Origin of the sequence: Pseudomonas sp. NPDC087639 (genome assembly GCF_044743385.1) — a bacterium.
Lineage (GTDB): Bacteria > Pseudomonadota > Gammaproteobacteria > Pseudomonadales > Pseudomonadaceae > Aquipseudomonas.
The window spans coordinates 172,440-185,041 of record NZ_JBIUWI010000001.1 but is presented as its reverse complement, the minus strand read 5'-3'; the positions used below and the strand labels follow the sequence as shown (position 1 = coordinate 185,041).

Annotated in this window: 9 protein-coding genes; 3 read left to right on the top strand and 6 right to left on the bottom strand. The window is 56.6% G+C overall.

The window, feature by feature from the left end; all coding sequences use genetic code 11:
• The first annotated feature begins 23 nt into the window (after positions 1–23).
• Positions 24–296 carry a DUF1652 domain-containing protein gene (locus tag ACIOVB_RS00805; protein WP_187678988.1) on the top strand — a complete coding sequence of 91 codons (273 nt, stop codon included), beginning with the start codon at positions 24–26 and terminating at the stop codon, positions 294–296.
• 50 nt (positions 297–346) lie between these two features.
• On the opposite strand, the gene ACIOVB_RS00800 is transcribed toward ACIOVB_RS00805, so the two are convergent.
• A complete protein-coding gene (locus ACIOVB_RS00800; protein ID WP_401264013.1) occupies positions 347–2,821 on the bottom strand; it encodes a UvrD-helicase domain-containing protein in 2,475 nt (824 codons plus the stop codon).
• A 277-nt stretch (positions 2,822–3,098) separates the two neighbouring features.
• On the opposite strand from ACIOVB_RS00800, the gene ACIOVB_RS00795 reads away from it, so the two are divergent.
• Positions 3,099–3,794: a pirin family protein gene (locus tag ACIOVB_RS00795; protein WP_401264012.1), complete on the top strand. Its 696-nt coding sequence runs from the start codon at positions 3,099–3,101 to the stop codon at positions 3,792–3,794.
• A 73-nt stretch (positions 3,795–3,867) separates the two neighbouring features.
• On the opposite strand, the gene pgm is transcribed toward ACIOVB_RS00795, so the two are convergent.
• The 4 genes from pgm to ACIOVB_RS00775 all read right to left on the bottom strand — a co-directional run bounded on the left by pgm (position 3,868) and on the right by ACIOVB_RS00775 (position 10,110).
• A complete protein-coding gene (gene pgm, locus ACIOVB_RS00790) occupies positions 3,868–5,514 on the bottom strand; it encodes a phosphoglucomutase (alpha-D-glucose-1,6-bisphosphate-dependent) (RefSeq protein WP_187678985.1) in 1,647 nt (548 codons plus the stop codon).
• 105 nt (positions 5,515–5,619) lie between these two features.
• Positions 5,620–7,023, bottom strand: coding sequence for a PLP-dependent aminotransferase family protein (locus ACIOVB_RS00785; RefSeq protein ID WP_401264010.1), 1,404 nt, complete (start codon positions 7,021–7,023; stop codon positions 5,620–5,622).
• Between the two features lie 49 nt (positions 7,024–7,072).
• The gene (locus ACIOVB_RS00780; RefSeq protein ID WP_401264009.1) at positions 7,073–8,539 is read right to left on the bottom strand and encodes a hypothetical protein; all 1,467 of its coding nucleotides are present in this window, start codon (positions 8,537–8,539) and stop codon (positions 7,073–7,075) included.
• A gap of 548 nt (positions 8,540–9,087) precedes the next feature.
• Positions 9,088–10,110 (bottom strand): zinc-dependent alcohol dehydrogenase family protein, encoded by a 1,023-nt coding sequence (locus ACIOVB_RS00775; RefSeq protein WP_187678982.1) that lies wholly within the window; start codon positions 10,108–10,110, stop codon positions 9,088–9,090.
• 270 nt (positions 10,111–10,380) lie between these two features.
• On the opposite strand from ACIOVB_RS00775, the gene ACIOVB_RS00770 reads away from it, so the two are divergent.
• The gene (locus tag ACIOVB_RS00770) at positions 10,381–11,295 is read left to right on the top strand and encodes a LysR family transcriptional regulator (RefSeq protein ID WP_262410342.1); all 915 of its coding nucleotides are present in this window, start codon (positions 10,381–10,383) and stop codon (positions 11,293–11,295) included.
• 79 nt (positions 11,296–11,374) lie between these two features.
• Here the strand turns inward: ACIOVB_RS00770 and ACIOVB_RS00765 are convergent, their stop codons facing one another.
• Positions 11,375–12,550: a sugar transporter gene (locus tag ACIOVB_RS00765; RefSeq protein ID WP_401264007.1), complete on the bottom strand. Its 1,176-nt coding sequence runs from the start codon at positions 12,548–12,550 to the stop codon at positions 11,375–11,377.
• Between the last annotated feature and the right edge of the window lie 52 nt (positions 12,551–12,602).

Genomic DNA, 12,602 nt, shown 5'->3' with positions numbered 1-12,602 from the left:
TCGATGAAGAAGGCGGGCAACATATGAATAAAGGTTCAAGCAAAGTCACATTCCCCAATGCCTGCCAGCTGATGCGCTGGCATTTTCATCCCATGGGTTTCGAGGCGACGATGGATGCGCCCGGCAGCATGATTGCCCGTCTGTTTGATCGCGCCAGCGGCGAAACCATGATCGCCATTGCTGGCATCCCGTGTGCCACGGTGATGAATGCGGCCGATGTCGAGCGAATTATCGAGGCTGTGGAGGATGAGCTTGAAACTTTCATTCCTCCAGAATCTCTCAGGAGTTATGCATAACCTCTTGATTTACAAAAAAGCCCGCACAGTTTGCGGGCTTTTTTTGTGGCTCATGCGGTGGACTTTTCCGTTCGATGATCGAGGAAGAACGGCTTGTCCTTCACCACCCGATCAGACGCCCGGGGCATATTCACCGCTTGCACTTCTTGCGGCTCGACATACCAGTAGCAATGGCTGACTGCCCTCGTAATCCCGACGTAGGCCAGGCGCAGGATTTCATCCTTTTGCGCAGTATCGTATGGCTCGCTGTCGCCATTTTTGCCCAGACCGGCCATGCGATACACCTGATTCTTGTACGGCGAACTGGTCAGGTGCTGGCAGTCTCCGAGCAGAAACACCGCGTCTGCCTGCAAGCCTTTGGCGCTGTGATAAGTCAGCTGTTTGAGTCTTCTGGCTTCGTACGGCAAGCTCGAATCAACATTAACTACCGACTGAATATGCTCTTCAATCAACAACTTATCGCTGCTTTTTCGATAAAGCATCAGGATTGAATGGCCCTGTCGATAGTGTTCGGCAAGGCGTTGCCCCAAGGCTTGATCGTCACGCTCCAGTACGTTGACTGGCTGCAAAACCTTGGGTTCGCCACTGGCCTTGGCTTTCTTGCCGGGGATCGCCGGTGCAGCGCGAACGATGTGTTCAGCCGCATCGATGATGTGCTGATGACTGCGATAGTTGTCACTGAGCATCACCCGTGTGGTGCTCGGAGAGGGGAATTCCTTGTTGAACTCCATGAAATAGCTTGGTGAACTGCCGCGCCAGCCATAAATGGACTGCCAATCATCGCCGACACAGAGCAGCGATGAACGCTGCGCGCCCCGCCCGACATGCATCGCGGGGCCACGACTGCGGATTTCGTTGAGGCTTGCGCGGATCCAGGAAACGATCTGCGGCGAAACGTCCTGAAATTCATCGATCATCAGGTGCGACATCGGCCGGAGCAATTCATCGCTGAGCAGCTTGAGGTTCTCTGGCGAGTGCTCACTGAACAACGCGAACATGCGGTTGTAGGTCATGATCGGCGGCTTCTGGTCGAGCAGATGATCTTCCAGAGCACGCCAGAACAGGCTCAGCGCCTCGAAGAAAAACCGGTCCGGATCGTCCTTGGCGAAACTCATACGTCCGACAGCGTCAGGCACATCCAGTCCCAGGTTCTCGATGAAGCCTGCTGCTGCAACGAAACAGTCGAGCAAAGGCGCGGAGGCCAGTTCGCCTTTGACTTTGTAATCGAAGCCCGGACCGGCGCTGGCATCCGCCGCCAATGTCGCGAGCACGCGTTTGGCCGACTCGTAACCATCTATCCAAATCAATGGCTTACGACAGAAAGCTTGAAACAGGGTGCGTTTGACCGCCCACTCTGCGCGAACGGAGAGCTTGGCATTGGGCCGGCTGAGCTGTGGGTTTTCCCGTGGATCGAAACCGAGCACCACCCAGGCGTCGAGGCTTGGGATATAGCCATGGCAATGGAATTTCGCCCCGTTGATTTCGAAAGTCTGCCGGTTTGGTTCGATGCCTTTGATGGGCCAAGCACCCGCACGAAACCACAAATCTTCAATGACATCGCAGAGTTCTTCGTCGCGTTTGGCCGCCAGCTCGGTGACAGCCATACGCTTTTGCACATCCGGGTGATCGCGCTCCAGCTCTCTGAGCTGCAAGCCCGCCTTGGCCATAGGCTGAATCAACTGGAGGAAACGCTCGTCCTGGCTGAATAAGCGGTGGTAGCAGGCATTGAGCTGCTGGCGCTGAGCATCGTTGATGCGCAGGTCGAATGGATTGCTGTCGACCTCCTCGTCAGCGCCCTGCGCGCGATGGCTGAGGTTCTCGAATGCCTGCAAGCGTTCGAATCCCGGCAGGCTGCGCACCATCGGCAGAATGCGCGAGTGAAAGGTTCGCACCAGTTCCCGCGCCTGTTTCAAGCTCAATACTTGACCCCAAAGCGCAAAAATCTCGATCAGTTTGTTGATGAAGTCCTTGCGCGACTCGCGGGTGAAGGTCACTACGGTCATCGAATCGATTTCAAAGCCGAGATACTGGGTCAGCAGCAGAATGCGCAGCACCAGCGTGGTCGACTTGCCTGCTCCGGCACCAGCGACCACGGAAGTTGACGGTGTCTCGCTGAAAATCATCTTCCATTGCGCGGCACTCGGCTGAGCGTGTTCCGGCAACAATCTAGCGACATCGGCCTTGATGCGTTTCTTCAGCTCGGCGGTGAGTGGCAGGCGCCAATCGTCGAACAAGTGATTGTCGACGCTCGGCGGACGATGCTCGGTGCTGCGACTGTCGCGGATCAGCAACACTTGCCGGCCTTCCTCCAGCCCCTCGAGCTTGCCCTCTTTAAAGCCGTACTCGACGCCCGCAGTGTGACCGCTGCGAAAGCCGTCAGCCTGGCCGTGCAGCCATGACGCACGGTGCTGAGCCCGCAACCGAGTCAAACCATGACCAAAGAAACGTGCGGCCAGGCGCTTGAACCAAGGCATCTCAGCCAGCGGACGTAGTTCAGGAGGAAGATCGGGGGTGTGTTGCGCCACGCTAATGGGCTCCAGTGGGTAAGGCTGTTGCGGCTATGGTGTCTTTATTTACCGTTGAGTTCTAGCAAAATGCTTACGCGTCATTGGTTTAGGCGATGAATTGAAGGTGAGATGAAACGGTTTCGACGCCCTCTTCTATCAATTTATCCGATGATAATGCCGCATTTTTTACGCTTTTTATCGATGATTGACTGATAGATGATCGCCGTCATAAACCACCGGTCTTGCGCCGGGTGCGGCTCTCTCGCCCCGCGACAAACCTTTTGAGGAGACGATCATGCTTGAACTCAGACCTTTCAGCTCGCTGGGCGGCGCCCATCATGGCTGGCTGGATGCCCATCACCATTTTTCATTCGCCGAATACTACGATCCGCAACGCATGAGTTGGGGCAATCTGCGGGTGTGGAATGACGACGTGATTGCCGCAGGCACCGGTTTCCCGCAGCACCCGCATCGCGACATGGAAATCATCACCTATGTACGTGAAGGTGCGATCACCCACCAGGACAATCTGGGCAACAAGGGCCGCACCGAGGCTGGCGACGTGCAAGTGATGAGTGCCGGCACCGGCATCGCGCACAGTGAATACAATCTGGAAGCCGCAGACACGAAAATCTTCCAGATCTGGATTTTGCCCACTGAAACCGGCGCACCGCCGTCATGGGGCGCGAAACCCTTCCCGAAAGGTCAGCGTGAAGGCTTTGTAACGCTTGCCAGCGGTAAGGATGGCGATGATCAAAGCCTGCGAATTCGTGCCGATGCACGCTTGGTCGCGGCGAACATCAAGGCTGGGGAAACTGCTGAATATCGCCTCGACGAAGGGCGCCGGGCTTATCTGGTGCCGGCCACTGGCGTAATTGAAGTCAACGGCCTGCGTGCTCAAGCACGGGACGGTGTGGCGGTGGCGCATGAACAGTTGCTGACGGTTACGGCGATTGAAGACAGTGAGATCGTGTTGGTGGATCTGGCTTGAGTGCTTGAATTGCAGGCGTAAAAAAGGGCAACCGCGAGGGTTGCCCTTTTTTATGCTGCGATTTCAAGGAGCATCACTTGCTGGAGATAGCACCATCCACCAGGGTCTGCGCCTCGGCCACCAATTGCTTGAGGTGGTCGTCGCCGATGAAGCTTTCGGCGTAGATTTTGTAAATGTCTTCGGTGCCAGACGGACGTGCGGCGAACCAGCCGTTTTCGGTCATTACCTTCAAGCCGCCAATGGCCTGATCGTTGCCCGGCGCGTGGCTGAGAATGCTCTGAATCTTCTCGCCTGCCAGTTCTGTCGAGGTCACCTGCGTTGGCGACAGCTTGCTCAGCAGTGCTTTCTGCTCCGGATTGGCCTTGGCGTCGACGCGCACCGAGAACGGCTCGCCCAGTTCTTCGGTCAACGCGCGATAAGCCTGGCTTGGATCGCGGCCGGTACGAGCAGTCATTTCTGCAGCAAGCAATGCCGGAATCAGACCGTCCTTGTCGGTACTCCATACGCCGCCGTCCTTGCGCAGGAACGAGGCGCCGGCACTTTCTTCGCCACCAAAACCCAGCGAACCGTCGAAGAGGCCGTCAGCGAACCATTTGAAACCGACCGGTACTTCATACAGACGACGACCCAGACGCTTGGCGACGCGGTCGATCAAACCGCTGCTGACCACGGTTTTACCCACGCCAGCATCGGCACGCCATTGCGGACGGTTCTGGAACAGGTAATCGATGGACACCGCCAGATAGTTGTTTGGCGCAAGCAGGCCACCCGACGGCGTGACGATGCCGTGGCGGTCGTGATCCGGGTCGCAGGCAAACGCCACGTCGAAACGCTCTTTCAGACCGATCAGGCCTTGCATCGCGTGGCTGGACGACGGGTCCATTCGAATCTGGCCGTCCCAGTCAACGGTCATGAAACGGAAGGTCGAATCGACTTGCTTGTTCACTACGTCCAGATCCAGACGGTAGTGCTCGGCGATGGCCGACCAGTAGCGCACCCCTGCTCCGCCCAAAGGATCGACACCCAGATGCAGTTTGGCATCACGAATGGCGTCGAAATCGATCACGTTGATCAGATCGGCAACGTAGGTATTCACGTAGTCGTGGCGATGGGTAGTGCTGGCCTTCAGCGCCTGCTCGTAGCTGATGCGTTTCACGCCAGCCAGTTTGTTGACCAGCAATTCATTGGCCTTGGCTTCGATCCACTTGGTGATGTGGGTGTCGGCCGGGCCGCCGTTGGTTGGATTGTATTTGTAGCCACCGCTTTGTGGCGGGTTGTGCGACGGCGTGATGACGATGCCGTCGGCAAGGCCCGAGGTACGGCCGCGGTTGTAGCAGAGAATGGCGTGGGATATGGCAGGCGTCGGCGTATATTCATCGCCTTCGGCGATCATCACGGTCACACCGTTGGCTGCCAAAACCTCCAGCGCACTGGCACCGGCCGGGGTCGACAGTGCATGAGTGTCGATGCCGACAAACAATGGGCCGGTAATCCCTTGGGCTTCCCGGTACAGGCAGATTGCCTGGCTAATGGCCAGAACGTGCCATTCGTTGAAACTCAAGTCGAAGGAACTGCCGCGGTGACCGGAGGTGCCGAACGCCACACGCTGTGTGGAAATGGAAGCGTCAGGTTGGCCGGTGTAATAAGCCGTTACCAGTCGCGGGATGTCGACCAACAATTCTGCCGGTGCCGGTTTGCCCGCAAAAGGACTGATAGTCATGCATGACCTCTGAAATAGAGTGGTTCAGGAATAGAGCGCAGTTTACTGGCAGTTTGACCGCTATGCGAAGGGATCTATCCGGAACTCTTCCGATGTTTTTTAACGTTACTCATCCGGTGCCAACCGCAATGCATCGCCCAGCAGCCCGACGACGCTGACCAGATCGTGATCGCCATGAGTCAATGGGCTCAAGCGCAGATGGTGCGCATGCAAACCCTGCAGGCTGAACAACTCCCCGGGCGCAATGATGATCTGCTGTTTGAGCAGGCGATGGAACACGTTGCCCATGTCCACCGGGCGTAGCGAGCGCACCCACACCGTCGCCCCGCCCTGCGGCTCGATAATCTGCAACGCATCGCCCAGGCGCTCACGCAACAGCTGAATCAATTGCGTACGGCGCTCCTTGAGCATCCGCCGCAGTATGCACAAATGCTGATCCAGCCGGCCGCCGGCCAACAGCCTGGCGATCGCTTTCTGGCGGATCGGTGATAAACGGAATGCGCGCAACAGGAAATGGCGCTGCAGCTCACTGCGCCAATGGTGCGACAGGACAAATCCGAAAGGCGCTTCTGCACCGATGAATTTCTCGAACGTGGAAAACACCAGCAAACGATCAGGGTCGAGCCAGTCGCGCAGATGCCGAGAGTCGCCACCTTCATCATCGAGTTCGCTGTAGCAGTCGTTTTCCAGAACCCAGGTGCCATGACACCCGAGCAAATGGGCGATGGCCTGACGATTGGCATGGGGTAACAGGCTCCCCTGAGGCATGCTCAACGCTGAAGACAACAGGATCAACCGCACAGGTTCGCTCTTGAGCAACGACTCCAGCCGTTGGGTATCGATCACTCCACCGGCCATTAGCGGCAATTCGATAACCCGTACTTCGGCGGTTTCCAGCAGGCGCAAGATTACCCAGTCACACGGCGATTCAACCACCACGGTGGCGCGCCGCAATTGGAGTACAGAAATCAGTATTTCCAACACACCGCGCAGGTCTGCGCCGATATAAACGTCATCCGCATGCCAGAAATTCACCGTTGACGAGGTATAGCGCGCAGCCAGTACGGTGCGCAACTCCAGTTCGCCGCAGGGCTGCACCGCCAATTGTGGCTGGCGCGGGTATTGGCGAAGCAGCTCACGTTCGAGCATCAACAATGGGCTGTCGAGCGGTTGCAGTGAAGCCGGCTCGTCGCCACTCAACACACACATGCCCGGTCGCCTGGCGTTGACGTAGACGGTTTCGAGCAGATCTGTGCCATCACCGGGCAGTTGCATGCTCGGTAGCGCTTGCGCGAAATATCCGGACTTGGCTATCGAATAGACGCGTCCTTCCTTTTCCAGCAGCGAATAAGCGTACTGGACGGTCGAGATGGACACATTCAACCGCTCTGCCAGTTGCCGCAATGAGGGCAAACGCGCCGCCGAGCTGCTTCCCGCTTCGTCGATCAGCAATGTCAGATATCGGTAAACCGCCTGATAAATGAAGTCGTTTTCGCGCAACGCTTTCACGAACCCACATCCCGGGATACCGATTCATTTTCCGGTAAATAACTCACAATCAGCCTTCCGCCGACCGATCGGCTGCCGATCCGGAACCCGCCTTGTCCAGACTTCCGTCCTGCGAGACCAAGTCGCTGGATGCGATGATGCGAATCGGCCCCATTGCGTAGAGACGGACGATCAAACTGACGGGCAATCCGCTGACGTCCGTCATCCACTTGAGTACCTGTTCCGGAGCATGCAAGCCCTGCATCGCCCGATGCAAATCTGGCAGTGCCACCAACATGCCGGGATGGCAACTGCGTAAAAACCGTTCAAGACCGGCGCCGCTGTCAATGAACGGCGCAAACAACAGGCAGGTCAGCTGAATTTCGTTCAGATCGAAGTTGGCCATCAGGCAGCTCTCTGCCTGGTGTCGCAACTGTTCAGGTTCTTGCGGATTACCGAAACTGCATAGCAGTTGTTCACACACCGGCTCAGGCACTTGCTTGCGGCGCATCGCACTCAAGCTGCTTTGAAGGTAGTCACTGATTCCAGACTCGTAAGTGCGATCCTCGATGAATTGCGCCTGCATACCTTGCAGATGCGCAGCCACCAAGGGGTCCGCGTATTCGTCGTCACCCTGATAAAGCATCAGCTCATCCGTCTGAAATCCCAGGAAGTCGCTGAGCAAGGGCCACCGCTCTTCGAGCTTGCCGACAATCATGTCATTGATGTTAATGAAACCGGTGCGCCGGCAGGTTTCAAATTGACCTTCGGGCCGCCACGCTACACGCTCCTCCTCCGTATAAAATTCGCGGTAATAATCCCCGCCCAGACCGTCAAGCAATGGGAACAAAATCTCAAAGCCTGAACCACCGACAATCGGTCCGGCAATTGCCGCCTTCTGCACTGCGCGACTCAATCCGTCGAGAAAGTGCTTTTGACGACGCGCAGACTCACTGCCGATCATTGCATCGACGCCATTGTTCCATCGGGCGATCTGACCGTAGAACTCGGCCGTGGCCAGATAAGCGTCATCCCACAATTCGAGCACTTCACTGAAGGTTCTACGATGGCCGATCAGCAGCAGGTTGACGCGGTTGGCTTCACGCCCCTCTTCGCAGATGGGTGCCTGATGATCGAAGGGCAAAACCTGGCGATGATCCACCATCAACAGTTCGACCCGAGGATCGTCATAAAGGAAGAGCGCGCTGTAGCTGCGGTGCATATTCTGCAGTGCCGTATGACTGTTGCCACTCCAGCGCAGGGTCGCCACCCGCAGTTGAAAAGTCGCGGGCGCACGCCCCGCAATACTCAGTTGCGCCGCCCGTAACAAGGCCAGCGTGTAACAGCTGTCGCGTGATCCGGACTGGTTTACCAGCACCTTGAAATGACCGATATTCTCCATGCCGCCAGCCGCCACGACGAGTCGCTGGATCAACAACTGCAATGCCGTGCGTTCGGCGCGAGAGAAGAAACTCAGCAAACGTTGCAATACTTGCTGGTAGACATAATTCATTGCCTGATCATGGATCGTGCTCATCGGTATTTACCCGGTATCAAAAGTTTCATGCCGCGCAAACCGAAACATCAGTCGCACGACAATTCATCAATAAGTAATAGACATTCAGATGCTAACACTTACAAATCTGTAGTCACTTGAAACACTTAAGCTATAAAAAAACCGCCAAATGCAGACTTGGCGCCTCAAGCGACTGTAATCATTGATGTTTTTCTTTTATTTTGGATTCCTAGGAAACTTCCCACAACGTCCCACGACAAATGAGTACAAGAAAAAGAGAAGCAGTTTCCGAATAAACCTACAACAATTAAACAGTAGTGGGCGCGACCAACAGAGTGGGTCGATTTATTGCGCGCAGGGCAAATTGAATGCACAGCCATGACTCATTCCTTGAGATGAAAGTAATCATTCAATTATCAGGGCTTATATTGCGATTAGAAGATACAGATCGAGAGTAAAAACCAGTTCAGTTACTGAACTGATACCCGGCACAGCACCGGGCGTTTTGTTCTTCAGGGGGGGGATTAACACGCAAGAGTCCGTGGGGCCACGGACTCTGATTGCTGGCTTTACGCTGGTTCGACTTGAAGAGCGACCCGTTCGCGGCAAGGGCATTCGTCCATGTAACGATGTGCCTCGACGAACTCATTGAACGGGAACACACGGGTCTTGAGTGGCAGCAAAACACGATCAGCGGTCAACTGGTTGATGTCACGCAAGGCACGTTGCAAGGCGACGTGGTCCTGGGTGATGCCTAACTCCGGCTTACCGGTGAAGTTGCCGATGCAGTGCACGAAGAACTGGATGTTCTTCTGGAACGCTGCGCACGCCGGGAACGGCGTCTGGTTGCCACCCTGCAAGCCGTAAAGAACCAGGCTGCCACGCGGCGCCAGAACATCGCCAAGCAGCGACATCTGCGGACCACCGAGACCATCGAAAACCACGTCCACGCCACGGTTTTCGGTGATCTTGTTGATTCGCATCAACAGATCTTCCTCTTCGGTGACAATCACCTTTTCTGCACCGAGTGAGAGCAGGTATTCACGCTCTTCCGCCTCTTTGGTGGCAGCAATCACCCGCACACCCATCGCCTTGCCCAGTTGAACAAACGAAGGGCCGGCGCAATGGCTGGCGTCAGTAACCAGGGCAAATTGCCCGGGTTTGACCCGCGCCAGATCGGCGTAAGCGAAATAGGCGATCAACAGCGGTGTGTAATGCACACTGGCTTCGATCGGGCTGAGCACATCCGGATAACGGGTCAGCGCGGTACGCGGCAGTACAATCGACTCACCGTAGACCGGATAGTCGTTCGGACTCTCGGCCGGAAAACTGGCGACCTTGTCACCGACGGACAGATCTTCGACATCAGCACCAACCGCCGTAACCACGCCAGCCATTTCATGGCCAAGCCCGGAGGGCAGGCGTGCCTGGGAAGACGCCAGATTCTGACGCCACAGCGTGTCATACCAGCTGATGCCGATAGCCTCGACACGCACCTGCACTTCGCCAGGACCTGGCTGAGCGGCCGCATGCTCTTCGCATTTGAGCACCTCGGCCGGACCAAACTTGTGAAAACGGATCGTGCGGGACATCGCAAACCTCGTCAAAGTAACCTCTAATGCCCTGAACTCTATCTGGGCTTTTGACCCAAGACTATCAGTGGCTATTAATAGTCGACATGCCTGTCATTGATTCCGCAGTATGGGCGGCATTCGCAAAATCCTTGAAAAAACTGCTCACACCGTCGCAGTAAAGCTGAATTTTCCGGTGCAGAGTACCAGCCTTTCCCCGTAAGATTCATGCCGGCCATTGTTCTCATATGGTCGCCCTCGTCAAGCTTGATGACTCTGCCAGGACTCCAGATGAATCGTAATGACCTGCGTCGTGTCGACCTGAACCTGTTGATCGTATTCGAAACATTGATGCACGAACGCAGTGTGACCCGTGCCGCCGAGAAATTGTTCCTCGGTCAGCCGGCGATCAGTGCGGCGCTTTCGCGCCTGCGCGGCCTGTTCGATGATCCTTTGTTCGTCCGCACCGGCCGGAGCATGGAACCGTCCGCCCGTGCCGTGGAAATCTTCGCCCTGCTCTCGCCCGCCCTCGACTCGATTTCGACAGCGGTCAGCCGTGCGGCGGAATTTGACCCGGCCACCAGCACTTCGGTATTTCGGATCGGTTTGTCCGATGACGTTGAATTCGCGCTGCTGCCAATGCTGCTCAAACGTCTGCGGGCCGAATCGCCGGGGATTGTGCTGGTAGTGCGTCGGGTCAATTACATTCTGATGCCGGGTTTGCTGGCATCCGGCGAAATCTCCATCGGCGTCAGCTACACCACCGATTTGCCGGCCAACGCCAAGCGCAAAGTCTTGCGACGCAGTGCGCCAAAGCTGCTGCGCGCCGACACCGTACCCGGCCCGCTCAGCCTCGACGATTACTGCGCACGGCCGCATGCGCTGGTGTCGTTCGCTGGCGACCTCAGCGGCTTTGTTGATGAGGAACTGGAGAAACTTGGCCGCAAACGCCACGTAGTGCTAGCCGTGCCGCAGTTCAATGGTTTGAGTACATTGCTCGCGGGCACTGACATTGTCGCCACCGTGCCGGACTACACCGCTGATGCACTGACGGCTGCTGGCGGTGTTCGCGCGGAAGATCCGCCGCTGCCGACGCGTACGTTTGAACTGCACATGGCCTGGCGCGGGTCGCAGGATAACGATCCGGGTGAGCGCTGGTTGAGGTCGCGGATTCAGATGTTTTTTGGGGATCCGGACAGTCTTTGAAAAGTCTTAGCGGAGCAGAGTGGCGTTACCCGTTAACGCCACTCTGCTCAAGCGTTCATCTTATTCAAACAACCCCAGCTCAAGCAGACCGAGTAAAGCGGTAGATCGACAGGCAGTAGAACAACAGCGCCGACGCCGCCAGCATGCCGCCGACTATCCCTATGTAAGCAAACCCTAACTGGCCGCCTACCCAGCTTCCCAGCAGTGCGCCGCCGCCGATGCCGATGTTGTAGATCCCTGAAAACATCGCCATCGCCACATCGGTGGCGTCCGAAGCCAGCACCAGAACCTTCGACTGCAACGCCAGCCCAAATCCCATGATCGCCATTCCCCAGAACAGACTCAGCAGGCCCAGGTACGACACCTCACCGCTCAAAGGCAGCAACAACATGAGGCACAACGCGATCAGCACCACGGTGACGATCAGGAAGCGCTGCGGGTTATAGCTGTGCAGCCAACTGAACAGCAGCGATCCGAAAATACCTGCACCGCCGAATAACAGCAGGATGAGCGTTACTGCATCGCCACTCAAACCCGCCACTCCTTCAACGAACGGCTCGATATAGCTGTAAGCGGTGAACTGGGCGGTCACTACCATTGCCGTCAGTATGTATACCGCCACCAGCGCAGGTCGTTTGAACAACAAAGGCAGGCTTCTCAGGGAGCCTGAGTTTTGACTCGGCAGCAACGGTAGAACCTTGGCGAGGCACAACACCAGCGTGGCCGCCAAACCAGCGATCACCATGAAGGTCGTGCGCCAGCCCATGGCTTCGCCCAACAACCGACCGAGGGGTATGCCCAGCACCATCGCCAGCGAAGTACCGGTTGCCAGCAAACCCAAGGCTTGAACTTGCTTGCCCGGTGGCGCCAGCCGCACGGCCAGCGAAGCGGTGATCGACCAGAACAGCGCATGTGCCAACGCCACACCGATACGGCTGACCAACAGGACAGCGAAGCTTGTCGCGAAACTCGACAACACGTGACTGACGATGAACATCCCAAACAGCACGATCAACAGTTTGCGCCTCTCGATGTTACGCGTGAGCAGCATGATCGGCAGCGATGTCAGCGACACCACCCAGGCATAGATCGTCAGCATCAAACCGACCTGCGCCGACGACATGTCGAAGCTGCTGCCGATCGAACTCAACAGGCCAACAGGCACAAACTCAGTGGTGTTGAACACAAACGCTGCCAGTGCCAACGCAATCACCGCGTACCAATTACCATTAGTTGTAGCCGTTGAATTGCTCATTGAAGGGCGTATTACTCACTCGAAAATCGCGAACGTTTATGCTTACCCGTCG

Coding starts and splice junctions, on each gene's coding strand:
- ACIOVB_RS00795 (WP_401264012.1), top strand. CDS start 3,099: ATGCTTGAACTCAGACCTTTCAGCTCGCTGGGCGGCGCCCATCATGGC.
- ACIOVB_RS00775 (WP_187678982.1), bottom strand. CDS start 10,110: ATGTCCCGCACGATCCGTTTTCACAAGTTTGGTCCGGCCGAGGTGCTC.
- pgm (WP_187678985.1), bottom strand. CDS start 5,514: ATGACTATCAGTCCTTTTGCGGGCAAACCGGCACCGGCAGAATTGTTG.
- ACIOVB_RS00770 (WP_262410342.1), top strand. CDS start 10,381: ATGAATCGTAATGACCTGCGTCGTGTCGACCTGAACCTGTTGATCGTA.
- ACIOVB_RS00765 (WP_401264007.1), bottom strand. CDS start 12,550: ATGAGCAATTCAACGGCTACAACTAATGGTAATTGGTACGCGGTGATT.
- ACIOVB_RS00805 (WP_187678988.1), top strand. CDS start 24: ATGAATAAAGGTTCAAGCAAAGTCACATTCCCCAATGCCTGCCAGCTG.
- ACIOVB_RS00780 (WP_401264009.1), bottom strand. CDS start 8,539: ATGAGCACGATCCATGATCAGGCAATGAATTATGTCTACCAGCAAGTA.